Below are 24,788 nucleotides of genomic sequence, written 5' to 3'. Positions count from 1 at the left end.
TTGAATCGGGCTCTGACGGGCATGGGAGGTGCGTTTGAACGGTTGGTGTGCACCCGCACACGTGTTCACCGTCACAAACACACTGGAGACCGACCATGAAGTCCATGAAGCCTGCTCTTCATCGAAGCAAGCCACGCACCGTCCTTTCCGCGATGGTCGTTGCCTGCCTTTGCGCCAGCGCGGCTGCCGAAGCCAAGAAGGTGACCTGGGAAGACATCGTCAACGACGACAAGACGACCACCGATGTGCTCACTTATGGCATGGGCATGAAGGCTCAGCGATACAGTCCGCTCAAGAAGATTCACAAGGACAACGTTGCGGGCATCGTGCCGGCGTGGAGCTTTTCGTTCGGGGGAGAGAAGCAGCGGGGTCAGGAAGGACAGGCGATCGTTCACGATGGTGTGGCCTACATCACTGCTTCCTACTCCCGGGTTTTTGCGGTGGATGTCCGCACGGGCAAGCGCCTGTGGGAGTATGAGGCCCGTCTGCCGGATGACATCCGGCCCTGCTGCGATGTGGTCAACCGTGGCGCAGCCATCTACGGCAACAAGCTGTTTGTCGGCACGCTCGATGCCGGGATCATCGCGCTGGACAAGGACACCGGCAAGTTGATCTGGAAGGAGAAGTTCGCGGATCACAAGGTGGGCTACACCATGACTGGCGCACCGTTCGTGGTGAAGGACCAGAAGACGGGCCGCGTTTTGCTCATTCACGGTTCATCCGGAGACGAGTTCGGCGTGGTGGGATGGCTCTTTGCGCGGGATCCGGAGACCGGAGAAGAAGTGTGGGCTCGCCCCTTCGTGGAAGGCCACAAGGGTCGTCTCAACGGCAAGGACAGCTCATACACGGGGGACCCGAAGGCGCCTTCGTGGCCCCGTGACAAGGAAGGAAAGCTGGTAGAGGCATGGAGCCACGGAGGTGGAGCTCCCTGGCAGACCGCCAGCTTCGACGTCGAGACCAACACCATTGTGATCGGTGCCGGCAATCCTGCGCCATGGAACACATGGAAGCGGACGAAAGAGGGGGATGACCCGCGCAACTGGGACAGCCTGTTCACCTCGGGCCAGGCCTACGTGGACGCCGCCAACGGCGAATTGAAGGGCTTCTACCAGCATACGCCTAACGATGCCTGGGACTTCTCGGGCAACAATTCCATCGTCCTGTTCGAATACAAGGACAAGAACGGCAACCTGGTCAAGGCCGGCGCCCACGCCGACCGCAACGGCTTCTTTTACGTCACAGACCGGACCAAGCTGGCCACGGGGAGCGGCTACCCCAACAAGCCCACCTCGCTGATCGGTGCATGGCCTTTCGTGGACGGCATCACCTGGGCCAAGAGCATCGATCTCAAGACGGGGCGCCCGGTGGAAACGGGCAACCGCCCACCTCAGCCCAAGGATGGCCAGGAGAAGGGTGAGACCGTCTTCGTGTCGCCGCCGTTCCTCGGGGGCACCAACTGGCACCCCATGTCCTACAGCCCCGACACGGGCCTGTTCTACATCCCGGCCAACCACTGGGCCATGGACTACTGGACCGAGCACCTGACCTACAAGGCCGGCTCGGCTTACCTGGGGCAGGGCTTCCGGATCAAGCGGCTGTTCGATGACCATGTGGGCATCCTGCGGGCGATCGATCCCAAGACCGGGAAGATTGCATGGGAGCACAAGGAGCAGTTCCCGCTGTGGGCGGGTACGCTGACGACCGCGGGCAACCTCGTCTTCACGGGCACGACCGATGGCTACGTCAAGGCATTCGATGCGAAGACCGGCAAGGAATTGTGGAAGTTCCAGACCGGCTCCGGCATTGTGTCGGTGCCCGTCACGTGGGAGACCGATGGCGAGCAGTACATCGGGGTGTCCAGCGGCTTCGGGGGCGCCGTGCCGCTGTGGGGCGGTGACATGGCTGCGTTGACCAAGCAGGTGACCCAAGGCGGGTCGTTCTGGGCCTTCAAGCTGCCGAAGGTCAGAAAGTGAGCCACGTCTGAGTCTTCGTGGAGAAGCGGGGCCGGTGGCCCTGCTTTGTTGCCTGTCCCATACAGGAGTACCCATGGCTTCCTGCATCCTGCGTCTGCTCGTCGTGGCGGCCGCGCTGTCCTCCGCGGGCCTGCGGGCCGCCCCGCCCGCAGCGGAGAACGCGGCCTTCGAGCCGATGGTCGTCAACGGCTGTCCCATCTGGCCCTACACCCGGTGCCCCGGTGCCGACTTGCGGCATGCCCGTCTTGCCGGTGCCAATCTGGTCGGAGCGGATCTGACCGGCGCGATGCTCGTGCGAGCCGATCTGCATGCGGCCAACCTGGCGGGCGCACGGCTGGACGACGCCGACCTGACCGCGGCGAAGTTGAACCATGTCAACGCGCCCGCAGCGACGTTCCGGCGGGCGCGCTTCGTCGGCGCCGACCTCGAACAGGCCCGGCTGATGCGCAGCGACTTCACCGAGGCCGACTTCACCGGGGCCAACCTCGAGATGGCCCGCTTCCAGTTTGCGTGGCTGGCCGGGGCGCGCATCGTGGGCGCCAACCTGCAGGAGGGCAAGTTCGTGACGACCAACCTGCGTGGAGCGACGTTCGAGGGCAACTTCCTTCGCTACACCATCTTCCCGGATTCCGACTTCACGGGCTGCCTCGGATGCCCGCCTCAGGAGGAGTGGAAATGAGCATGACAGCACGCCGCTTGCTGAGGGGGGCCTGTGCGCTGACGATGGCGGCGTGGGCCGGGTTCGTCTGCGCCACGCCTTCGCCCATGCCGCCTGTGTTCGATGCCGCCTTGCTGCCGCCCGTGACCGCGGGCATGGAAGGCAACCCCTATCGCCACCACCCTGACCGTGCCGTGATCGTTCAGGTCGGGCGCAGTGTCTACAACCAGTCCTGCGCGGTGTGCCATGGCGCCGATGCCAACCGGCTGGGGCCCGCGCCTGCGCTTCGGATCGTGGGGCGCTTCTGTCAGCGAATCGCGGATGTGTCGCTCAGATCGCGCTGCCAGGGCGATGCGGACCATTATTTCTACAAGTCGGTGATGGAGGGCAAGGTGAAGCTGGGGGTGACCCACATGCCCGCGTGGCGCGAGGCGTTGACGCCCGAGGCCTTGTGGGCCGTGCGCACATTCCTGGAGGCGCCAGCGCCGGCCGATGCCAGGCCGTGAGCATGGCGCGCAGGGGGGGGATCCGGTCGGCCTCATCGGCCCTCCTTGTCCGGGCCGCCCACCGGGATCTCGACCTCGATGCGCAAGCCCTGTTTGGAAACCGGCCGGAACGCGATGGTCCCATCGAGCGAAGAAACCCGTTCCCGCATCCCGACGAGGCCGTAGCCCTGCTGCCCGGGCGAGAACTCGCTTGGCAGGCCGCGGCCATCGTCTTCAATGCGCAGCCCGACCCGGCGGGCAGTGCCGTCTGCGCGCTTGTCCACCTGTGTGCTCACATGCACGTAAGTGGCTTCCGCGTGTCGTGCCACGTTGGTGAGCGCCTCCTGTACCAGGCGGTACAGGGCCACGGCCACCTCGTCCGGGATGGGCTGCTGCAGGCCTCTCGGGATCAGGCTGCACGGAATGCCGGTCTGTTGCTCCCAGCGCTCGCACAGGGTCTGCAGCGCGGCCTCCAGGCCCAGGCTGTCGAGGTCGGGCGGTCGCAGGCGGCCCAGCATGTCGCGCACGAGCAGGTTCAGGCGGGCGGCTGATTCGGTGATGCGCTGTGCGCTGTCCCCGATGTCCGGGTCCTCGCTGCGCTGCAGAATGTAGCTGGCATCGGCGCGGATGGCCGTGCAGCTCTGGCCGAACTCGTCGTGCAGTTCGCGGGCCAGGGCCCGGCGCTCTTCGTCCTGAATGCGCAGCAATGCCTGGGACAGCCGCCGGTTGTCCTGCAGCAGGGCCTGTGCGTGGCGCTGAGCCTGGATGCGTCCTTGCAGGGCGGCACGGGACTCGGTGGTGCGATTCCAGGAGTACCAGCTCATCCCGAGCGCAAGCACCAGGGCGGTCATCGGCAACTCGTCGATCTGCCAGTGTTCATAGCCTCGTGTGAAGCCGAGCACGTACTCGAACGCCTCGAAACGCGTTGCCAGGGCGAAGTAGACAAGCACCGCACACAGCACGAGCATGGCGTCTCGCGCGGCGGTGGAGGACGGGGCGGGGGGCTCGGTGTCGGGGGTGTGGTCTTCTTCCATGGCCGACACCATAGAAGAAAAACCGCGCTCTTACAGGGCTGCCTTGACGATGATCTGGAGATGCTCGTCGGTGATCTTGGGGCTCTTCAGAAAGTAATCCGGGGTGGCGCACGCAGCGGTGGCCTGGCTCTTTGCACACAGGGTTTTGGGCTTCTTGATCTGGAACGCTTCTGCGCCGATACCCGACACGGGTTGCAGGGCGGGGCCGGCCGCCTGCTTCCAGAAGGCGTATTGCTCGGCAGTTCCCAGCCGCAACACCAGCAGCGTTTCGCCGTTTTGCGTCTTGTACGAGACATCCGAGTAGGTCATGCCGTACTTCGTCTGTGTGACCTTCTCGTGCTTGACCCCGGTGATGCCGAGCGTCTTCTCGATCAGGCTGTCGGGCACTTCGGCCGCGTGGGCGAAACCACTGGAGAGGGCGAGCGCGATGGCGGCGGCAGTCGGAAGTTTCATGAGGCTGGACAGCGAAAAGGTTGCGGGACAGTCAGTGTAGGCAGCGGCCGACGGGATGGATGCTAATGGCGGGTAACGAACGCTTCGAGAAGCGGTGATGCGTTGGAAGCGCGGCGCAGAGACCTCGTGTTCCGTCCCGGAGGCTTCTGGCCGCCCGCGGTGACCACGATGCCGCCGTATGTGACTTCCTTCGACCTGACTCTCCAGTCAGGTCCTCAACCGGGGGAACACCCGGCCGGTGTGGTCCATGTAGGTCTGGTAGCTCTGACCGAAGTGACCCAGCATCATCGCTTCTTCGTCGGCGACCCGGACAAGGTACATGGCGGTCACGGCGGCCAGGTTGAGGCCACCGACCAGCCAGTTCGAGGACAGCAGCAGGACGCCGATCCCCATCAGAAAAAAAGCCGAGTACATCGGGTGGCGCACAAACCGGTAGGGTCCGCCCGTCACCAGCTCATGGTCCTTGGCGATCTCCAGCAGGCCCGACCAGTTCCTGCCCAGTGCGAAATGGGTCCACGCGAACAGGCCGCTCGCCGACAACCCCGAGATCAGGCCTGCCCAGCGCAGCCAGCTTGGAATGGCGATGTGTGCGAAGCTGAACGGGGACGTGAATACATAAAGAAGGATGGGCAGAAAGGACACGCTCACCAGCATGTAGGAGCGCTTTTCGCGCCGTCCGTGGTGAGACGAGATCTTTTTGCTGCTGCCGACCTTTTTCTGAAAATGGCCGCGTACGGCAAACCACGTGACCACGACCACACCGACCGCGACACGGAAAACCACTTCAGATGGATTGTTCATGTTCGGCTGCTTTTGGAAATGCCGGCATATGTGGTCGGACGAATTGAGATGGACCCGCATGGTGCGTCGCATCTCGTCCTTTTTCAATGAGACGCCCTTGCAGAATATTCGGGGCAGCGGCCTTGAATCAAAGCGGCCGACCCAGGTGCTTTTCCACCTGTTTTCGCTCCCATTCCGCGCCGAAGAAGGGGAGGAATTCGAAGGTGGCCGCCGCACGGAAGAGGATTGCGATACCCCAGCCCATGGCGGGCCAGATGAACCACAGCCTGGTGGGATGCGTCGCGAGGTTGATGACGGCCAGGACGGCGATGGCCACGACGTACCTCAACAGGTGGATGTAAAAAGCACGCAGTTTGCGCACCTTGGCAAGCGCCAGTTGTTCGTCAAGCCTGGAGGCGGTGGGGGGGACGGCCATGTCTTGCTCACTGGAGAGAGATGAAAAGTCGATCTCGAAGACCGACGCCAGTGATTTCAAGGACTCGGCGCTTGCCGGTTGGCCATTTTCGATGCGCTGGATGGTGCGGGTGCTGAGGCCACTCAGGTCGGCAAGCTGCTGCTGGGACCAACCTCGTTGCAGACGCAGTTTTTGAACGTTCATCAGGAGTCCTTGTTGTCACGTCCCATAGCTTGGCTCAAGTGACAGGTGGGTGCCACGACACGGGCACGACAGCAGGCGACACCAGCACGACAGTCCAGCACGACAGTCGGCACGACACCGTCTCTGGCGTCTGCTGCACCGTCGATCGGGGGACCTCACCGGTGTCCCCGGGGGCACAGCGACATTCTCCGGGTTGGCAGTTCGATGTCGGGCAGGTTGGCGAACACCAGATCGTCAGTGTCGTACTTCGTCAGGCAGGCCGCCACCACCGGAAGCGGGTGATCCCACACCTCGGACAGGTCCTGCTCGAGGGCTTCCAGAAACCGACAGACGTTGGTAACACAGGCCTGTCGGGATGCCTTTTTGCAAGTGACAGCGAGGCCAGAAAATGGCTTTTGGCATATTGGTGGCCATTGCCGTGCAAAAGCACGTCGGATGCCTTGCAGGTCACCGGGTTCAATTTGAAGTCTGCGCTGTGCCTGATGTCATCGCGTACGAGATAAAAGCTGCCGGCAATCAGATCGTGGGCGCTGCTCGATTCCCGCGAGAGGGTGTGCGCTTTTTTTTCGCAGCGGCCGGGTGCGGGTCATGCGCCCTGCACAGACGAAAAAAAGGCCCCGGCGGTGGAGGAACGCCGAGGCCTCTGGAAGGAGCCCTGGGTCTCAGGGCTCTGGATGGAACCAGATCACTTCACGAGCTTGAAGACCCAGACCGAGCCGCCTTGCTCCAGGAAGTTGACCTTCTTGGCCACTTCGCCGCCCCACAGAGGCACGGCGCCGCCCCAACCCGAGACCACGGCGACGTACTGCTCGCCCTTGTCTTCCCAGGTCACGGGAGGTGCAACCACGCCAGAACCCGTCTGGAACTTCCACAGGATCTTGCCGGTCTTGGCGTCGGCGGCCTGCAGGTAGCCTTCCGGCGTGCCCCAGAACACCAGGTCGCCAGCGGTCGTCAGCACACCACCCCACAGCGGGGCGTTGTTCTTGACTTCCCAGACGATCTTGCCCGTCTTCGGGTCCACGGCACGCATGGCGCCGATGTAGTCGTCGAACACGGTCTTGATGGTGAAGCCGGCGCCCAGGAACGCAGCACCCTTCTTGTAGCCGATCGGCTCGTTCCAGATGTCCATGCCCCATTCGTTGGCCGGCACGTAGAACAGGCCGGTGTTCGGGCTGTAGGCCATCGGCATCTGGTTCTTGCCGCCCAGGAAGGACGGGGCGCTGAACACGGTCTTGCCCTTCTTGCCGTCGCCGGCAGCCGGGTCACCCGGACGGCTTTCCGGGTTCTCGATCGGACGGCCGGTCTTCAGGTCGATGCCCTTGGCCCAGGTGATCTTCTTGACGAACGGGAAGGCGTTTTCCAGCTTGCCGTTGGTGGCGTCCAGCACGTAGAAGAAGCCGTTGCGGTCGGCCTTGGCGCCCATGCGCTTGCCGTTCAGGTCGAAGGTGACGAACTCGTTCACACCGTCGAAGTCCCAGCCGTCGTGCGGGGTGGTCTGGTAGTGCCACTTGATCTGGCCGGTCTTCACGTCGATGGCGACGGTGGCCGACGAGAACAGGTTGTCGCCCTTGCGGGTGTGGCTGTTCCACGGAGCCGGGTTGCCGGTGCCGAAGTAGGCCAGACCCGTCTTGGCGTCATAGGTGCCGCCCAGCCAGGTGGCTGCGCCGCCGGTCTTCCACAGGTCACCGGTCCAGGTGGCGTTGCGGGTGCCCGAGATGCCGTTTTCCTTCTTGTTGCCGTCCTTGTCGTAGGTGTAGCCCATGTGGCCTTCCACCGTCGGACGCACCCAGACCAGGTCACCGGTCTTGGGGTTGCGGGCTTCCACACGACCCACGATACCGAATTCACCACCGGACACGCCGGTCAGCAGCAGGCCTTCGGCGATCAGCGGCGCGGCCGAGGCCGAGTAGCCGGCGGCGTAGTCGTCGATCTTTTCCTTCCAGACGACTTCACCGGTTTCCTGGTTCAGGGCAACCAGCTGGGCGTCCAGGGTCGCGAAGATCACCAGGTTGTCGTACAGGGCGGCGCCGCGGTTGATCACGTCGCAGCAGGGCATGATGCCTTCAGGCAGACGGTGCTCGTACTTCCACAGCTTCTTGCCGGTCTTGACGTCCAGCGCGTAGATGCGCGAGTACGAACCGGTCACGAACATCTTGCCGTTGTGGACCAGCGGTTGCGATTCCTGACCGCGCTGCTTTTCACCACCGAACGAGAACGACCAGGCCGGGACCAGCTTGCCCACGTTCTTGGTGTTGATGGTCTTGAGCGGCGAGAAGCGTTGACCTTCGGTGCCGATGCCCCAGGAGAGCACGTCGCCGGTGGTCTTGGCGTCGTTGGCCAGCATGGCGTCGGTGACCGCGGTGTGGCCGGCAAACGAGGCCAGGCCGGCGGCCATCAACAGGGAAAGGGTCTTCAACTTCATTCGAGTCTCCTCAGTGTTGGGGGGAAGGACGAGGTGTGCTGAGGGCAAGGCCCGTGCCAGTTCGTTTTGCTGGTCAAACGCGCATGGCTGACACAGTGGAGGGAATTGAAGCGGCTTTGGCGAGCGCCGGGCGCAGGGTTTACCCAAGAAACTGTGCCACCTTGTACGTTGCACACTGCTCCAGCCTGAAGCAGTGACACGGCCGCTGGCAGCGCCGGAGAGCACGCGGCGCCATCGAGCAGGGCGCGGGCGCGTAAAACCAAGGGAAAACCCGCTCATGCCGCGGGCAAGTTTCCCTTGCTCAGGGTTTTCCTGAGGCCGGCCTGGTTGAATCCGCCAGGGGGCGACGTGGCAGGGCCGGGGTCAATGGGCGCGCGGTATCGCCAGGAAGGCGATCACGTCGGCGATGTCCTGCTGGTTGATGGGCTCGTCGAGCTTCATCTTGCCGCCGGGGACGACGGTCTTCGGAGACGCCAGGTAGGCCGCCAGGCGGTCGGCGGTCCAGACGATGCCACTCTGCTTCATGGGCTCGGAGTAGACGAAGTCGGCGACGGTGCCTGCCTTGCGGCCGAAGGAGGCGAACAGGCTAGGGCCCTTCTTGTTCTTGCCTTCCTTGAGGCTGTGGCATTCGGCGCACTGGCTGTCGAACACGCCGGCACCGCGGCCGGCGTCGCCCGGTGCCGCGTGGGCCAGGGCGATGCCCGCGTTCAGAGCCAGCAGGATGAGGGCAGATCGGTGTGGCTGCATGCGGCCTCGCGGTGTCAGAACGAGGTCCATGCGAACACACTCACGGTGTTCTTGTCACGTGGCCGGCCGACCGGCGCATACGAGGTCTCGCCCGTGGCCTCGTCCGTCGTGCCTTGAACGTAACGGCGGTAGGCCACGTACTGCAGACCCACGCGCAGGTTGGCCCATGGCGACATCCACGACGACTCCTTGCCCCACGGGGTCCAGTCGAGCTGGTAGAGCATGCCGCGGTTGCCAGCCTCGCCATTCGCACTGGTGCCGCGGAAGTAGCCGATGGTGCCACCGTAGGTGTTCTGGAAGTGGTACGAGGTGCTCAGGCGCCAGTCACGCTGGGTGTTGCGCGCGCCTTCGGCATCGGTGCTGCGCTCGCGGATGTAGCTGGTGTTGACGGTGGCCACGTGCTCGCGTGTGCCGAGGAATTGGTAGCTGGCGTCCACGCCCAGATCCTTGAAGCGCGCCAGGCGGTCGCCCGAGCTGCGGTCCTTGAGCGTGCCATCGAAGCCGAACAGACCCACGGAGAAGGCCTGCGTGCGCAGGTCTCGCATGTAGCCCAGGCGCCAGTAGGGCGCGTTGCGCAGACGGCCGAGTTCCTGGCCATCAGCGTGTCCCAGGCCCAGCCTGGATTGCACGCCGGGCGAGATGGTGTTGTAGAGACCCAGCTCGCCATACCAGCGGTTGTCGACGAAGGCGTAGGCGCTTGTGCCCATCACGCGTTGTTCGACGCCGCCCAGGCCCTGGAATTCGGCGCCCATGGCGTTGCCGTAGGGCGAGCTGGTGTACGGGAAGCTCCAGACGGGCAAGGTGTTGAACGGGTCCTGCACGGTGGGGTTGTTGTTCACGGAAACGCCGAGGATGGCGTCCTTGCCGTACAGGGTCAGGGGCGTGGCGTAGCGGATGTCGGCCTGGTCGATGGCCGAGTGCCGCTCGATGCCATCGTGCGTGGCCTGGACGAAGGCGCCGATCTGGTCGGTGAGGCGGCCTGCCAGGAAGATGGAGGCCTCGGACATCCGGGTCTTGCTCGTGTCCTTGCCGTCGTCGTTCTTGAACTGGTTGTAGCTGGCGACGACCATGCCCGACAGCGGCACCTTGCCACCCTTGCCATCGGAGTCGGTGTAGCCGCCGAGCTTGAAGCGGATGCCGTAGGGCGTGAGCTGCGGGCCGTAGCCGCCAATGTGGCAGGCCACGCAGTCCTGTCCGGTCTGGCGGGCAAAGCTGGGCACGGCCCAAGCAGGTGCTGCGACAGACAACACGGTGACGGCGGCACTGAGCCGCCACAGCCATCGCTTCAGATGGGTCGACATGGGATGGTCCTCCTCGGTGGGTTAGTGGGGGCGGGGGGGCGCCCCGGGCAGGGTCATGGACCGGAGCACCTGATCGCGCCGGACGAAGTGGTGCCACAGGGCGGTGGCGGCGTGCGCGACGACGAGGGCCACCATGGCCCATGCGGCGGTGGTGTGTACAGGTTCGAGCAGCTCGGCGAGGTCACGGTCGCGCGCGAAGGGCGATGGCAGCGTGAGGCCGAGCAGGCGGACAGCGCCGTCGTGCAGGGCGCTGAGCAGCGCCCCGGTGAGCGGCACCGCAAGGAGCGCGAGGTACAGGACGGCATGCCCCGCAGCCGCCAGGCGGGCAGTGAGGGCGGGCAGATTGTGCGCGGGCCGGGCGGCACGCAGACGCACGGCCGCACGGAGCGCGGTGGCCAGCAGCACGAGCACACCGGCCGTGCGGTGCGCGAGCATCAGCGTGCGGCGCAACGCGGGATCGTCGAGGCCTTCGCGAGCGAGAACGGCGCCGACAGCCACGATCCACAGGGCCAGGGTCAGCCAGTGGACGACGACGATGGCCACGGGCCAGCGTGTGGGAGAAGGAGCTTGCATGAAGACCGGCGGGAGTGTGAACCCGGGCCAGTCTAGGCAGCGCAGACGCCGCGCAAGGCAACGTCCTTCGGGTCTGCTGAGGCTTAAGGTGTGGTTAAGCCGTGCCGTGGACCCTGGCGGGCTGCGCGCGTTGTGACGCCATGAAAAAGGGCTGCCGATGGCAGCCCTTGGACGGTGTCGATCTACGAGGCGTCAGGGAATCATCCAGGTCAGCCAGTAGGCCTGCGCCATGGTGATCAGGCCCACCAGGAAGGCGAAGAACAGGCTGTGCTTCAGGGTGAAGCGGAACAGGTCCGATTCCTTGCCGACCAGGCCCACAGCGGCACACGCGACGGCGATCGACTGTGGCGAGATCATCTTGCCCGTCACGCCGCCGGTGGTGTTGGCCGCCACCAGGAGTGTGTCGGACACGCCGACCTGGTGGGCCGTGGTGGCCTGCAGCGAACAGAACAGCGCGTTCGACGAGGTGTCGGAGCCGGTCAGGAACACGCCCAGCCAGCCCAGGAAGGGCGAGAAGAACGGGAAGGCCGCGCCGGTGCCGGCCAGCACCAGGGCCAGCGTGCTGGACAGGCCCGAGTAGTTGGCCACGAACGCGAAGGCCAGCACCATGCCGATCGACAGGATGGGGCGCTTCAGTTCATTGAGCACCTCGACAAAGGTCTCGACGCAGTCACGCGGCTTGAAGCGCAGGACGACTGCGGTCAACAGCGCAGCGATCAGGATCGCGGTGCCGGTGGCCGAGAACAGGTCGAGCTTGTAGATGGCTTCGTAGGGCTTGGCTTCGGCCACGATGGGGGCCGACTTGATCACCAGGTTGTGCAGGTGCGGCACTTCGAACTTGAACACCCAGCTGGCCAGCGGGCCGGTCTTGTCGAACAGGGCCTTGAAGGGCTTGATCGACCAGAGGGTGACGATGACCGTGAGGATGATGAAGGGCGACCAGGCCTTGAGGATCTGGCCGGCGGTGTAGCCCGAGGCGCGGCCGCGTGCGGGGCCACCTTGGAGCACCGCGCCACCCACGGCCGAGGCGCCGACGCCGTCACCCGCGGTTGCGAAGCGGAAGCTCTCGCGCGGCTGCCAGACCTTCAGGAACAGCGTCAGGCAGATGAGGCTCACGAGGGCCGAGGTGATGTCCGGCAGCTCGGGGCCGACGTAGTTGGCGGTGATGAACTGGGTGACGGCGAACGAGCCACCAGCGACCAGGATGGCCGGCCACGTGTCACGGATGCCCTTGAAGCCGTTCATCATGAACACCAGCCAGAACGGCACGAACACCGACAGCAGCGGGAGCTGGCGGCCGGTCATCTGACCGATGGCAAACGGGTCGATGCCGGTGACCTTGCCGGCCACGAGGATGGGGATGCCCATGGCGCCGAAGGCCACCGGGGCGGTGTTGGCGATCAGGCACAGGCCGGCGGCATACAGCGGGTTGAAGCCGAGGCCCACCAGCAGCGCGGCGGTGATGGCCACCGGGGCGCCAAAGCCGGCTGCGCCCTCCAGGAAGGCACCGAAGGCGAAGCCCACAAGCAGCATCTGCAGGCGCTGGTCATCGGTGATGGACAGCACCGACGCGCGGATGACGTCGAACTGGCCGGTCTTGACGGTGATCTTGTAGAGGAATACCGCGGTGATGATGATCCACGCGATGGGCCACAGGCCGTAGAGGAAGCCGTAGCCCGCGGCGGCGAAGGCCATGTCGGCCGGCATGCCATAGCCGAGGATGGCCACGGCCAGGCTGATGGCGACCGTGATGGTGCCGGCCACGTGGCCCTTGAGGCGGAACACCGCGAGGGCGACAAAGAAGAACACCACGGGCAGGACGGCGACGGCGGCCGACAGGCCCAGGCTGCCCAAGGGGGCGTAGTTCTGGATCCAGGTGGTCATGGAAAGCGCTTTCGCGCGCAGGCGGGCTTGTGGCCAGCCCTGGCGCTCAGGTTGAAGGGAAGGGGTGCGGCGCGGAGGGCGCCGGGCTCAGTCTTGGGTCAGCGGAGCAGAGGTGGTCGCGTGTTCTGTCATGTGTCTCCTCGGTGTCGCGGTGGAAGAATGGGGATGCGGGGAATGGAAGGCCGCACCGGGGCGGGCCGCCGTGCAGTCATCGAGCAGGGCTTCGAGGCCGGCGTAGGGGCGACCGCTGTGCGTGCTCAGGCCGATCTGGCAGGTGCGACTGGTGGAGACACCGTGCTCGCAGGCATCGGGCAGGGCGGCGCGCAGGTGGCGCAGGCCGTTGGCGTTCAGCTCGGGCAGCGTGAAGCCCTTGCTGCCGGCAAAGCCACAGCAGGCAATGTCGGGCACGGTGACCTGCCGGGCGCAGGCGCGGGCCACGCGCAGCAGCGCGTCGCGCTGGCCGGCCTTGCTGGTGGCGCAGGGCACGTGCACCGCGAGGTGGTCAAGCTGGCGCACGACGGCCAAGCGGGGCAGCACGCGTTCGGCCAGGAAGCGGGTGGCGTCGAACAGCTGCAGCCGGGCGTCGAGCTGGCCCGCACGTTGCGCTTCGATGAGGCGCAGCGAGCAGGGCGCGTTGTCGAGGTAGACCGGCAGTCGGCCTTGCTGGCTGGCGGCGAGCAGCGCGGCGTTGGTGCGGGCGAGGGCGCTTTGCGCTGCTTCGGTGGCGTTGGCCGACTCGAACGGTTGACCGCAGCACAGCGTGGCCGGGTTGGGCGGGTAGACCGGTGTGAGGCCCGCCTTGGCAAACAGGCTGAAGGTGCGGGTGGCGAGGTTGTCGCCGCCTTGCGGGCTTTCGGCGAAGCAGCGGTTCACGCAGCTGGCGTAGTAGACCACCTGGCTGTCTTCGGTGGCGGCCGGCGTGGGGGCGGGGGGCAGCGGTGCGGCCGGGCCCGGGGTGGCGGCCGGAGCAACGGGCAACACCGGGATCACCTTGTGAGCCAGGGTGTTGAGCTTGTGTGTGGCGCGCTCGCCCACCATGCTGCGGGCCAGTTGCAGGGCGCCCAGGCCCATGCGGGCGGTGCCCACCACCGTGCCGAGGTTGCGCTCGATGCGGCTGGCCGTGACGGCATGGGCGCTCGGGCCCTTGAGCTGCTTCATCAGTGCGCCGGTGTTGATGCCGACCGGGCAACGGGTGGCGCACATGCCGGTGGCGGCGCACGTGTCGACGCCGGCCCAGCCGTACTCGGCTTCGAGTTCGGCCAGCAGCGAGGGGTCGCTGCCGTCACGGCGCAGTTGCTGGATGCGGCGCCACAGCACGATGCGCTGGCGGGGTGTGAGCGACAGGCCGTTGGACGGGCAGGCGGGCTCGCAGAAGCCGCATTCGATGCAGGTGTCGACAATGGGGTCGGCAGCGGGCAGGCGCTTGAGATCCGCCAGGTGCACGTCGTCCCGGTCGCTGATGATGACATCGGGGTTCAGCAGGCCTGCCGGGTCGAACAGGCGCTTGATGGACCGCATCAGCGCATAACCGTCCTCGCCCCATTCCAGCTTCACATACGGCGCCACATTGCGGCCCGTGCCGTGCTCGGCCTTGAGCGAGCCGCCGAAGTCGACGGCCACCAGCTGACTGACGGCGTCCATGAAGTCGCTGTATCGGCGTACTTCGCTGTCGCTGTCGAAGGCCGGCGCGAACACGAAGTGCAGGTTGCCTTCGAGCGCGTGACCGAACACCAGGGCCTCGTCGTAGTGGAAGCGGTCGAACAGGGCGGTCAGGCCGCGCACGCCTTCGGCCAGCCGCTCCACGGGGAAGGCGACGTCCTCGATCACGCAGGTGCTGCCCACGGGGCGCACGGCACCGACCGCGGGGAACAGGCCCTTGCGCAGCGCCCAGTAGGTGTCGCACACCTTGGGGTCGGTGGAGAAGCCGCTGAGCGCGGCGGGCGAGAAGGTGTGCAGCAGCGTGTCGACGGCCGAGATGTGGGCCTGCAGGGCTTGCGCGTCGCCAGCGTGCACCTCGATCAGCAGGGCGGCGGCATCCGAAGGCAGGTTGCCGTACATGAAGGCCGGCATGCCAGCCTTGCCCTGCACGGCGGCGATGCTGCGGCGGTCGACCAGTTCCACGGCGGCGACGCGGCCCTGCTCCTTCAGCGCCGTGACGGCGCGGCAGCACACGTCCAGCTCGTCGAACAGCACGAGGGTCGAAGCCTTGTGGGCCAGATCGGGCACGGTGTCGTAGGTGATGCTGGCGATGAAACCGAGCGTGCCTTCCGAGCCGATCATCAGGTGCGTGAGGATGTCCACCGGGTCATCGAAGTCGATGAGCGCGTTCAGGCCGTAGCCGGTGGTGTTCTTCAGGCGGTACTTGTGGCGGATCTTGGCGTGCAGCGCGGTGTTCTCGCGGGCCTGCGTGGCCAGCCAGCTCAACTCCGTCAGCAACTCGGCGTGGCTGATGCGGAAGGCCGCCACGTTGGCCGGATCGCTGGTGTCCAGCACGGTGCCATCGGCCAGCATCACGCGCAGCGCGTGCAGCGTGTGGTAGCTGTTCTGCCGGGTGCCGCAGCACATGCCCGAGCTGTTGTTGGCGGCCATGCCGCCGATGCGGGCGGTGGCGATCGAGGCCGGGTCCGGGCCGATCTTGCGGCCATAGGGACGCAGCGTGTCGTTGGCATGCTGGCCAATCACGCCGGGCTGCAGGCGGATGCGGGCGCCTTCGTCCAGCACGTCCTGCTGCGTCCACCCCTCGTTGACGAGCACCAGCACCGAGTCACTGACCGCCTGGCCCGACAGGCTGGTGCCGGCTGCGCGCAGCGTGAGGGCCACCTGGTGGTGGTGCGCCAGGCGCAGCAGCGTGGCGACTTCGGCTTCGTTGCGCGCCAGCACGACGATCTGCGGCACGAGGCGGTAGAAGCTCGCGTCCGTGCCATAGGCCAGCGTGCGCAGCGGGTCGGTCAGCAGGCGCTCGGCCGGCAGGTGGCGGGACAGGTCGGCCAGAAAGGCCTGGTGTTGCGGGGTCATCATCGTTGGCGTTCGGCAAGACGCTCTTGCAGCGTCTTCGGGGCAGGCTTCAGGGCGATGCGGTGCAGGGTCCAGCCCAGTTGCTTGCGGGGCATCAGGCCGCGCAGGCGGGTGGCCAGCCAGGTGTAGGCGCGGTAGCGCAGCGGGTTGGCGTGCAGCCAGGCCCACAGACGCCAGACGCCTGCCAGGTGCGGGTCGTGCGCAGCGCCCTGGCCCTTGAGCGGGTGGCTCACCGATTGATCCGGCGCGCGCACGGCCTCTTCGCGCAGGCGCAGCAGCAGATCGGGGATCGGGATGCGGACGGGGCAGACCTCGCCGCAGGCGCCGCACAGGCTTGACGCGGTGGGCAGGTCCTTGGTGTTCTGCAGGCCCAGCAGGTGCGGCGAGATGATGGCGCCGATGGGGCCCGGGTAGGTCGTGCCATAGGCATGGCCGCCGACGCGGGCGTACACCGGGCAGTGGTTCATGCAGGCACCGCAGCGGATGCACTGCAGGGTGGCGCGCAGCTGCTCGTCGGCAAAGGCCTGGCTGCGGCCGTTGTCCAGCAGCACGAGGTGCACCTGCTTCGGGCCATCGCGCTCGCCGTCGCGGCGGGGGCCGCTGATCATGTTGAAGTACGTGGTGACGGGCTGGCCGGTGGCCGAGCGCGTCAGCAGGCTGTAGAGCGGCGGTACATCGCTCAGGAATTCGACGACCTTCTCGATGCCGGTGATGGCGATGTGCACGTCGGGCACCGTGGTGCACATGCGGCCGTTGCCCTCGTTCTCGACCAGGCACAGCGTGCCGGTTTCGGCCACGGCGAAGTTGACACCCGACAGGCCGACCTTGGCCTGGGGGTAGAGGTCACGGATGGCGTGGCGGCCGATGCGGATGAGGGCGTCGACGTCCTCCGTAAGAGGAGCGCCCGGCACCTTCTCGTGGAAGAGCCGGGCGATCTGCGCGCGCGTCTTGTGGACGGCAGGCATGACGATGTGGCTGGGCTTTTCGCCAGCCAGTTGGACGATGTACTCGCCCATGTCCGATTCGATCGCGGTGATGTCGTGTTCGGCGAGGTGGTGGTTGAGCTCGATCTCCTCGCTCACCATCGACTTGCCCTTGAGCACGAGGTCGCCGCCCGCAGCCACGACCAGCCCACGGATGAGGGCGTTGGCCTGCTCGGGCGTTTCCGCCCAGTGCACGTGCACGCCATTGGCGGTCAGGCGGGCTTCGAGTGTTTCCAGCAGCTCGGGCAGCTTGCTCAGGCAGCGCTGGCGGATGCCTTCGCCCAGCGTGCGCAGGGCCTCGAGCTCGGCAGCGTCGGGGAACTGCGCGGCGCGCTTGGCCTGCAGAAAGTCCATGGCACCGCGGAAGCTGCGACGCTGGCCGGTGTTGCCCAGGGCCTCGTGCGCGCGGGCCTTGAACTCGCGCGAGGGCATGAACTCGAGTTTGTGAACGATCGGCTTCATGCGCAGGCTCCGGTGGCGGTGGCCAGGGCGGTCAGGTCGACCTCGTCGGGCACGATGAGCAGCAGCACCAGGGCGCGGGGGCCGTGGGCACCATAGGCCAGGGTCTGCTGGATGTCGGACGTCTTGGAGGGGCCGGACACGAGCAGGGCGTTTGTCGGCATGCCGACGGCGGCCCAGCCTTCGGCCGTCATGGCCTCATGAAAGTGGGTGTGCACTTTGCGGCCGTCCAGCAGGGCGATGTGCAGCGGCGGCACGAGGCTCACGGTGCGGGGCTCGTCGGCATCGGGCCAGAGGATGAGGCTGCCGGTGGCCGCGATGGCCGAGCGCACGGTGGTGAAGCCGGCGTCGATGTCGGTGAAGAGCTCGGCCTTCCAGTGCTCGATGTCGCGGTCGAAGGCGCGGATGCGGGCGGAGCCGCCGGCTTGCTGCAGAGCCCGGGCGGCACGATCGCCGTGGGTGGTCTGCGGTGCCAGCAGGATCTGGCGCACGCCCTTGTCGCCCACCACCCAGGCCAGGCGGGCCGGCCAGTCGCTTTCGCGCACGAGGTGCACTTCGGTCTGCACCGACTGCATCATGTTCACGAGTCGGGTCAGGCGTTCGGTCAGGGGCCAGTTCGGCGTGTTGCCGGCGTAGTGGCTAGTCACGGCCGTGGCCGCCGGAGGGGTGTGCGCGGCGGGCGCATCGGCCAGGGCACCGCGCAGCCGGGCGAGGATGCGGCCACGCGGCGTGGCGTCGTCAGCGTGCGTGTGGCTCATGCCTTGACCTCCTTGGCGCCTTCCAGGCGCTTCAGCAGGAAGGTGGCCATGTGCTGACCACAGAAGCTGCCGCACTCTGACTTGGCCAGCTTGCCGTTGATGTTGAGCAGGCAGCCGCCATCGGCCGTGATGAAGGTGGCGGCGCCCGTGCCGTGCAGCGCTGCAGCCTTGTCGGCCACCATGGCGCCAGAGATGTCGGGGTGGCGGATGGAGAACGTGCCGCCGAAGCCGCAGCATTCCGATTCGTGGTCGTGCACCACGCGTTCGACGCCGGGCAGCGCGTCGACGAGGGCCCAGCCGTGCTGGTGGGTGCCCATCTCGCGCCGGGCCGAGCACGAGGTGTGCACGGCCACGCGCGTGGGCTCGCCGTGTTGCGGCCAGCTCGGCCGGTGGGTGAGGTCCAGCGTGTTCAGCAGAAAGTCCGTGAGCTCGACCACGCGCGCGGCGATGGCCGTGGCGCGGCCCTCATCGGGCGTGCCCGCAAACAGCTGCGGCCAGTGGTGTTTCATCATCCCGGCGCACGAACCCGAGGGCACGACGATGGGCCAGTCCGTCTGCGGGAACAGCCCGAGCTGGGCGCGGGCGACTGTCATGGCCTCCTCGCGTTGGCCGCTGGTGTAGGCCGGCTGGCCGCAGCAGCTCTGCCCCTGAGGCACGTGCACGCGCACCCCTTCTCGTTCGAGCAGGGTGATGGCGTCCAGGCCCGCGTCGGGCAGGAAGAGGTCCACCAGGCAGGTGGCGAAGAAGTAGACGTCGGACGGGGCAGTCATGCGCTCTGTGGGGTGAAGCCCGACGCTCGGAGACCCAGGCCAGAAAGCCTGTAAATTGGTCAAACCAATTTTAGCGTCGACAGGGCGTGACTGTAGAAGAGGCGCAAAAGGGGCGTCAACGCCCCGAATTCAGGGTTAACCCTGGCGATAGATAAAATGATGATTGGTCAGACCAATTTGTAGCCTGTAGACCCGATCAGGTCGACTGCCTCAGCGTCCGGATCAGCAGGCCGTGAAGGGTGTCCACGGCCTTGTTGCCGCGCGATTCGCGGCTCCGATAGACCGCCACCTCCATGGGGGCCAGCGGGCCCAGCCCGTGCGCGGCCCCGAGGACCTGCAGGTGAGGCGGGGCACTGCACTGCGTCAGCGCGGCCACGGCCAGCCCGCTGTCCACCGCGGCAATCTGGCCTGCCAGGCTCGAGCTGTTGTAGACAACCTTGTAGCGCCGCCCCTGTTGCGCCAGGGACTGAATGGCCCCGCGTCGGGCCAGGCTGGCCTCTTCGTACACCGCGATCGGCAGCGGATCGCGTCGCCAGAGCTCGAACTGAGGCGAGCCCACCCAGACCATGGGCTCATGAAACAGCAGGGTCCCGCGCCGCGCGTGGTCGCGCGAGACGAGCGCCAGATCGAGTTCACCCCGAGCCACACGCGGGATGAGGGCGGGCGACTGTTCGCAGTTGAGTTCGATCTCGACCCCGCTGTGCTTCGGCGCAAAGCGCTTGAGCACCGGCGTGAGGTAGCGGGTGGCATAGTCATCCGGCACGCCCAATCGCACACGACCCGTCAGCTCGTCGCCATGCAAGGCGCTCAAGGCCTCGGCCTGCAGATCCAGGATGCGTCGCGCGTACCCCAGCAGCATCTGGCCATCCTGAGTCAGCAGCAGCTTGCGTGGCCCCCGGTCGAGCAACCGACGGCCCACGGCTTCCTCCAGCTTCTTGAGTTGCATGCTGATGGCCGACTGCGACCGGTGCACCTCTCCGGTGGCGCTCGACAGCGAGCCCGTGTCCACCACGGCGACAAAGCACTTCAGCCAGTCGATCTGGAGGTTCTGCAGCATTGCCCGCTCCTTTCTATTCGATGATCGAATGCAAGCGATGTGAATTTTGCGCTTTTCGGAAGGCCCCGAATTCATCACAGTGTGAGGCCTAAGCACGAAGATCCTCACCTGCCCTTGTGCCGATGCCCTCATGACTTCGACCGATCCTGCTACCCTCTCTCAAAGTGAGCTGAACCGTCATCTGGTGTGGACCGGCTTTCGGCAGATGGTGCCCATGGCCTTGTTCGTGATGGTCTTCGGTGCCGCCTTTGGTCTGGCCGCCACCCAGCGCGGTCTGGATGCCCTCTCCGTGGTCTGCATGAGCGCCCTGGTCTTTGCGGGCACGGCCCAGTTTGCGGTGCTGGATCTGTGGGGGCCCGCGATGCCGATGTTGGCCATGGCCCTGACGGTGTTTGCCATCAATGCACGGCACCTTCTGATGGGGGCGTCGCTCTATCCCTGGCTTCGCGACCTGCCACCAGGTCGCCGCTACGGGCTGATGACGCTGGCGTCAGACGCCAACTGGGCCCTGTCGATGCAGGCGCTGGCCCGCGGACAGCCGGGCCTGGGCATGCTGCTCGGTGGCGGCGCCGCGCTGTGGGTGTTCTGGGTGCTGGGCACGTGGTTGGGCACGCAAGTGGGCGACCTGATTGCCGACGCCCGCCGGTGGGGGCTCGACATGGTGATGGGCTGCTTCATGCTGGCGATGGCGGTGGGGGGCGAGAAGAACGGGCGCACCTTCGCCATCTGGGGGGTGGCGGCCTGTGCGTCGCTGGCTGCCTACCGCCACCTGCCAGAGAACAGCCATGTGGTGGTGGGTGCGCTGGCCGGGGGCCTGCTGGGCGCTGCGTGGAAGGAGGCACCTCATGGCGATTGACCTTGCTGCGTGGGGCCCCTTCCCGGTGGTCCTCGTCATGGCGGCCGTGACCCTGGCCACCCGGTGGGGCGGCGTCTTCATCATGTCCTTTGTGCCGCTGGGCGAGCGCACGAGGCGCTTCATTGCCGCCATGTCGGGCTCGGTGCTGGTGGCGGTGCTTGCGCCCATGGCGATGAGAGGGGATGGTGGCGCCCGGCTCGCCCTGCTGTCGACCGCTGTCGTCATGCTGGCGCTCAAGAAGCCCCTGCCTGCCATCGCCGCAGGCGTGGTGGTGGCCGCGCTGTTCCGCCAGCTGTGATGTGTCGCGGCGTCACACGCGCCGCGGGGCTGGCGGCAGACCTGCTATCGTTGGGGCTTGGCACTTTGGTCAGACCATGAACGACGCCCTTCCCCAGTCCTTGAAGCGGGTCAATGTGCCCCGGCTTTCCGATGCCATCGTCCAGCAGCTCGAATCGATGATCCTCGAGGGCAGCCTCAAGGCCGGCGATGCCTTGCCGCCCGAGCGCGCCTTGGCCGAGCGGCTGGGCGTCTCGCGCCCCTCGCTGCGTGAGGCCATCCAGAAGATGGCTGCACGAGGCCTGCTGGTGAGCCGGCAAGGCGGCGGCACCTATGTCTCGGACAAGCTGGAGGCGAGCTTCTCCAGCCCATGGCAGAGCATGGTGGCAAGCCACCCGGAGCTGCGCCGCGACGTGCTCGAGTTCCGGCGCATGCTGGAAGGCAGCACGGCCCGCTATGCCGCCGAGCGCGCCACCGAGGCCGATGTGGCCCGACTCCGCGGGGTCGTCACCACGCTGCAGCAGGCGCACGAGGCCAAGGATCTCGGGGCGCTGTCCAAGGCAGATGCTGCATTTCATCAGGCCATTGCCGATGCAGCGCACAACGCCATGTTCAGCCACCTGCTGGCCAGCCTGTTCACCATGATGCGCACCCACGTGCACGACAACATCGCCAATCTGTTTGCGGTCGGCACGGTGTCGAGCGAGCTGCTGGAACAGCATCTGGCGATCTTCCGCGCGATCGAAGCACACGATCCGGCCGGTGCCCGGGCGGCGGCTGAGGCCCACATCGACTTCGTCGAGCGCACGTTGATCCGCATGCGCGACGAAAGCGAGCGGGAAGCCCGCGCGGTGCGACGTGCAGCCGTGCGGGGCGATGCGCTACCGGACCCGTGGCGCGAGGCCTGACACGGTCGGCGCTCCTGACCGCGAAGCCGGGTGGGGGGTGCCTTGCTGGTCGAGGTGCACGGTCTCCAGGTGCCAGGCCGTCACCCCCTGCCGTGTGAGGTCCATCCACAGGACGGCCCCCGTGCGGCTGGCCGTGTCGGAAAAGCCATCAAAGACAAAGTTGCCCAGGCTGTAGATCACCGGCTTGCCGTCGATCACCTCGGTGTCCTGCACCACGTGCGGGTGCGCTCCGACCACCGCGTCTGCGCCCGCCTGGATCATGCGGCGAGCCAGTGCCCGTTGACGGGCGTGCGCCTGGAGGTTGCCCTCCTGTCCCCAGTGCATGAAGGGGATCACCACGTCCGCTTGGGTGCGGGCCATGCGGATGTCATGCAGCACCTGTTCATCGTCACTCCATGCGATGCCGGGGTGTGCATCGCCGGCTTCGAAGCGGCGGGGAAACATCTCGTTGAAGCCGAGGATGGCCAGCCGAACGCCCTTGCGCTCGATCACCCTGATCCGGTGCGCATCCCGGCGGTCCCGGCCGCCGCCCACATAGGGCAGGCCGGCGCGATCCAGCCGGTCCAGCATCTCGGTGAAGGCGGCCGGGCCGTAATCGCCAGAGTGGTTGTTGGCCAGGGACACTACATCGACGTGTCTTTGCAGCAGCGGCAAAACCCGCGGGTGCGCCCGGAACGTCCAGGGCTTGGCGAGCGCCTTTCCGCCGCGTGCAACCACGCACTCCAGGTTGCCGACCCGCAGGTCGGCTCGAGCCAGGCTGGCCGCCATGGGCGCGAAGGGGTTGCCGCCCTGGCGGATGAGCCGGCCCGGGCCATCGGCCAGCATGATGTCGCCCACCCAGGCGACCCTTACCACGGGCCCTGCGGGCTGTGCGGTCGCCACGGCGGCCGGTGCGATGGTGAGCGGTGGCACGGTGCCATCTGCGTCGTCGGCGCCCTTTGGAACGGCACCGGCCGCAACCAGCGCACAGCCCCAGGTCAGTTCACGACCGAGGTAGGGGGAGTACACCCGTTGCCATCCGCTGAGCGTGGGGGCCCACGCGGCACCGGCGGTCAGGACGTCCGTCGGTCGCGCCGCCGGCAAGGTCCAGCTGACATGCTGGAGCACCACCGGATCCGGTTCGGACTCGACGTCGGTGACGGTCACTGCGGCGCGAGACGGCGCATCGGGTGAGGCCGGCTGCAGCACTGCCCTGAACCGGAAGCGCTCCTTCACCGCCACGCCTTGCACGGTGTGCGGATCGGACACAGCGGGAGCGCGCACCTGCTGGGTGTGGCCCGCCATGCGCAACACACAAAGCAGTTCGGGCGCGACAGCGTCCTGCGCCAGTGCAAGCTGGGGGCTCAGGGTCATGGCTGCCAGGATCACCAGTGCACCGGTATGCCTTTGTCTGGCGAGCCGGCCACGGCCTTCAGGGGTCGCATGAGGCGGGGCAGGGTAGGACATGTCTGCGCGAGGAAGGAGGCTGTGCGGCATCCAGTGTAGGGTGTGAGGCGGCTCTCCTCGCAGGTATGGCGTTTGCCCTGCCCACCCCGATGCGCGCACTTCACCACTCTCCCGCCGGCGTGCGGGCCCTCTTTCTTGCAGCCGGCGCCCTGTTTGCCACCTGGGGCGTGCACGTGCCCACGGTGAAGGTGCACCACGGCGTGGGAGAACAGGCGCTGGGTCTGGCGATGCTGGCGATGGGTGTGGGGGCCTGTCTGGGGCTGACCCAGGCCGGCCGGCTCATCGGGCGATGGGGGCCGCGGACGGTGCTGTGGGTGGCTGCGGTCATCAGCCCCATGACGCTGGCCTTCCTCCTGATCGGGCATGCCTACGCACTGGTGGTGGCGATGGTCTTCACGTTCGGGCTGGTGTCGAGCACCTTCGATGTGGCCATGAACGTGGCCGCCACCGACCTGGAGCGGCAAAGCCGGCGACCCGTCATGAGCGGCTTTCACGGCATGTTCAGCGCCGGTGGCATGGTCGGGGCCGGCTTCGGGGCCCTGGCCCTCCAGGCGGGCATGACGCCCCTTCACCACCTGTGGCTGTCGTGCGCCGTGTGCCTGTTGCTGGGCTGCTGGGGCGCCAGCCAGGTTCAGTCAGGATGCGAAGGCGATGGTGGGGCGGCGAGCTTCACGGTGGGTGGGGGCGCTCTGGCCTTCATGGGCGTGCTGGCCGCCCTTGGCCTGCTGTGCGAGGGAGCGATGTACGACTGGAGCGTGCTCTACCTGCGTCAGGAGCAGGGTGCCGCGCCGGGCCAGGCAGCGTGGGCTTATGCCAGCTTCTCCGGGGCGATGGCCGCCGGCCGCTTCGGGGGCGACTGGGTCCGGGCCCGGTTGGATGCAGGTGTCTTGCTGAGGGGCAGCGCGCTGCTGGCCGCCTGCGGCATGGGGGTGGCGTTGGGGGCACCGGGTGCGTTCTGGGCCCTGATCGGCTTTGCCCTTGTCGGGCTGGGGCTGGCCAATGTCGTTCCTTTGCTGTTCGTGGCCGCAGGCCGCGTGCCCGGCGTGAGTCCGGCCCACGGAATCGCGGTGGTGTCGGCCATGGGTTATCTCGGGATGATGGGCGGGCCTGCCCTCATCGGTGTGGTGGCTCAGGCGTACAGCCTGAAGGTGGCCTTGGCGCAGGTCGTGCTGTTCGCGCTGATTCTGGCCGCCGCCTCCCGCCGTGCCCTCGCTGGGCCCTGAGTCGATGGGAGCTTGCGTGACGGCCGTCACGTTGCAGGGGGTTGTCCCCATCAAGAGTCGCGCTGCGGTGTCCGAAACTGAAAAACCGGGGCCGAGCACCCGGCGGAA

22 protein-coding genes are annotated in these 24,788 nt (G+C 66.8%); 7 read left to right on the top strand and 15 right to left on the bottom strand.

Translation table 11 applies throughout. The features are described from left to right. Positions 1–104 precede the first annotated feature (104 nt). From QZ709_RS09640 to QZ709_RS09630, 3 genes are all read left to right on the top strand, one after another. Positions 105–1,973, top strand: coding sequence for a methanol/ethanol family PQQ-dependent dehydrogenase (locus QZ709_RS09640; RefSeq protein WP_294637143.1), 1,869 nt, complete (start codon positions 105–107; stop codon positions 1,971–1,973). A gap of 73 nt (positions 1,974–2,046) precedes the next feature. Continuing rightward, positions 2,047–2,652: a pentapeptide repeat-containing protein gene (locus QZ709_RS09635; RefSeq protein WP_294637057.1), complete on the top strand. Its 606-nt coding sequence runs from the start codon at positions 2,047–2,049 to the stop codon at positions 2,650–2,652. Beyond that, a complete protein-coding gene (locus QZ709_RS09630; RefSeq protein ID WP_294637056.1) occupies positions 2,649–3,137 on the top strand; it encodes a c-type cytochrome in 489 nt (162 codons plus the stop codon). Before QZ709_RS09635 ends, QZ709_RS09630 begins: the two co-directional genes overlap by 4 nt. 32 nt (positions 3,138–3,169) lie before the next feature. On the opposite strand, the gene QZ709_RS09625 is transcribed toward QZ709_RS09630, so the two are convergent. From QZ709_RS09625 to QZ709_RS09560, 14 genes are all read right to left on the bottom strand, one after another. Further along, the gene (locus QZ709_RS09625; protein ID WP_294637055.1) at positions 3,170–4,150 is read right to left on the bottom strand and encodes an ATP-binding protein; all 981 of its coding nucleotides are present in this window, start codon (positions 4,148–4,150) and stop codon (positions 3,170–3,172) included. A gap of 30 nt (positions 4,151–4,180) precedes the next feature. Next, positions 4,181–4,603 carry a hypothetical protein gene (locus QZ709_RS09620; RefSeq protein ID WP_294637054.1) on the bottom strand — a complete coding sequence of 141 codons (423 nt, stop codon included), beginning with the start codon at positions 4,601–4,603 and terminating at the stop codon, positions 4,181–4,183. Between the two features lie 207 nt (positions 4,604–4,810). After that, positions 4,811–5,476 carry a protein-S-isoprenylcysteine O-methyltransferase gene (locus tag QZ709_RS09615; protein WP_294637053.1) on the bottom strand — a complete coding sequence of 222 codons (666 nt, stop codon included), beginning with the start codon at positions 5,474–5,476 and terminating at the stop codon, positions 4,811–4,813. Between the two features lie 55 nt (positions 5,477–5,531). Beyond that, positions 5,532–6,002, bottom strand: a complete 471-nt coding sequence (locus QZ709_RS09610; RefSeq protein ID WP_294637052.1) for a helix-turn-helix domain-containing protein — start codon at positions 6,000–6,002, stop codon at positions 5,532–5,534. Positions 6,003–6,687: 685 nt separating this feature from the next. Further along, on the bottom strand, positions 6,688–8,424 hold the full coding sequence (locus QZ709_RS09605; protein WP_294637050.1) for a PQQ-dependent methanol/ethanol family dehydrogenase: 1,737 nt from the start codon (positions 8,422–8,424) through the stop codon (positions 6,688–6,690). 363 nt (positions 8,425–8,787) lie between these two features. After that, positions 8,788–9,201, bottom strand: coding sequence for a c-type cytochrome (locus QZ709_RS09600; protein WP_294637049.1), 414 nt, complete (start codon positions 9,199–9,201; stop codon positions 8,788–8,790). Then, positions 9,186–10,472 (bottom strand): hypothetical protein, encoded by a 1,287-nt coding sequence (locus QZ709_RS09595; protein ID WP_294637048.1) that lies wholly within the window; start codon positions 10,470–10,472, stop codon positions 9,186–9,188. Before QZ709_RS09595 ends, QZ709_RS09600 begins: the two co-directional genes overlap by 16 nt. 21 nt (positions 10,473–10,493) lie before the next feature. Continuing rightward, positions 10,494–11,045, bottom strand: a complete 552-nt coding sequence (locus QZ709_RS09590) for a cytochrome b/b6 domain-containing protein (protein ID WP_294637046.1) — start codon at positions 11,043–11,045, stop codon at positions 10,494–10,496. 192 nt (positions 11,046–11,237) lie between these two features. After that, complete coding sequence (locus QZ709_RS09585) at positions 11,238–12,929, bottom strand: lactate permease LctP family transporter (RefSeq protein ID WP_294637045.1); 1,692 nt, start codon at positions 12,927–12,929, stop codon at positions 11,238–11,240. Positions 12,930–13,016: 87 nt separating this feature from the next. Continuing rightward, a complete protein-coding gene (locus tag QZ709_RS09580; protein ID WP_294637044.1) occupies positions 13,017–15,947 on the bottom strand; it encodes an FAD-binding and (Fe-S)-binding domain-containing protein in 2,931 nt (976 codons plus the stop codon). Next, positions 15,944–17,389, bottom strand: coding sequence for a LutB/LldF family L-lactate oxidation iron-sulfur protein (locus tag QZ709_RS09575; protein WP_294637043.1), 1,446 nt, complete (start codon positions 17,387–17,389; stop codon positions 15,944–15,946). The genes QZ709_RS09580 and QZ709_RS09575 overlap by 4 nt, the downstream gene beginning before the upstream one ends. After that, positions 17,386–18,144 (bottom strand): lactate utilization protein, encoded by a 759-nt coding sequence (locus QZ709_RS09570; RefSeq protein ID WP_294637042.1) that lies wholly within the window; start codon positions 18,142–18,144, stop codon positions 17,386–17,388. The genes QZ709_RS09575 and QZ709_RS09570 overlap by 4 nt, the downstream gene beginning before the upstream one ends. Further along, the gene (locus tag QZ709_RS09565) at positions 18,141–18,914 is read right to left on the bottom strand and encodes a (Fe-S)-binding protein (RefSeq protein ID WP_294637041.1); all 774 of its coding nucleotides are present in this window, start codon (positions 18,912–18,914) and stop codon (positions 18,141–18,143) included. Before QZ709_RS09565 ends, QZ709_RS09570 begins: the two co-directional genes overlap by 4 nt. Before the next feature lie 196 nt (positions 18,915–19,110). Continuing rightward, a complete protein-coding gene (locus QZ709_RS09560) occupies positions 19,111–19,971 on the bottom strand; it encodes a LysR substrate-binding domain-containing protein (RefSeq protein ID WP_294637040.1) in 861 nt (286 codons plus the stop codon). Between the two features lie 130 nt (positions 19,972–20,101). Between QZ709_RS09560 and QZ709_RS09555 the strand changes: the two genes are divergently transcribed. The 3 genes from QZ709_RS09555 to QZ709_RS09545 all read left to right on the top strand — a co-directional run bounded on the left by QZ709_RS09555 (position 20,102) and on the right by QZ709_RS09545 (position 22,011). Then, the gene (locus tag QZ709_RS09555; RefSeq protein WP_294637038.1) at positions 20,102–20,827 is read left to right on the top strand and encodes an AzlC family ABC transporter permease; all 726 of its coding nucleotides are present in this window, start codon (positions 20,102–20,104) and stop codon (positions 20,825–20,827) included. Next, positions 20,817–21,125 carry an AzlD domain-containing protein gene (locus QZ709_RS09550; RefSeq protein WP_294637037.1) on the top strand — a complete coding sequence of 103 codons (309 nt, stop codon included), beginning with the start codon at positions 20,817–20,819 and terminating at the stop codon, positions 21,123–21,125. Before QZ709_RS09555 ends, QZ709_RS09550 begins: the two co-directional genes overlap by 11 nt. Before the next feature lie 76 nt (positions 21,126–21,201). Beyond that, entirely contained in the window at positions 21,202–22,011 is an 810-nt protein-coding gene (locus tag QZ709_RS09545; protein WP_294637035.1) for an FCD domain-containing protein, read from the top strand. On the opposite strand, the gene QZ709_RS09540 is transcribed toward QZ709_RS09545, so the two are convergent. After that, positions 21,985–23,364 (bottom strand): CapA family protein, encoded by a 1,380-nt coding sequence (locus QZ709_RS09540; RefSeq protein ID WP_294637034.1) that lies wholly within the window; start codon positions 23,362–23,364, stop codon positions 21,985–21,987. The two genes, QZ709_RS09545 and QZ709_RS09540, sit on opposite strands and share 27 nt — an antisense overlap. 182 nt (positions 23,365–23,546) lie before the next feature. On the opposite strand from QZ709_RS09540, the gene QZ709_RS09535 reads away from it, so the two are divergent. Further along, positions 23,547–24,680, top strand: a complete 1,134-nt coding sequence (locus QZ709_RS09535; RefSeq protein WP_294637033.1) for an MFS transporter — start codon at positions 23,547–23,549, stop codon at positions 24,678–24,680. Positions 24,681–24,788: the final 108 nt, after the last annotated feature.

It is taken from the genome of uncultured Aquabacterium sp. (assembly GCF_913773725.1).
Classification (GTDB): Bacteria; Pseudomonadota; Gammaproteobacteria; order Burkholderiales; family Burkholderiaceae_C; genus Aquabacterium.
This window is presented reverse-complemented; position numbering and strand designations above follow the sequence as displayed.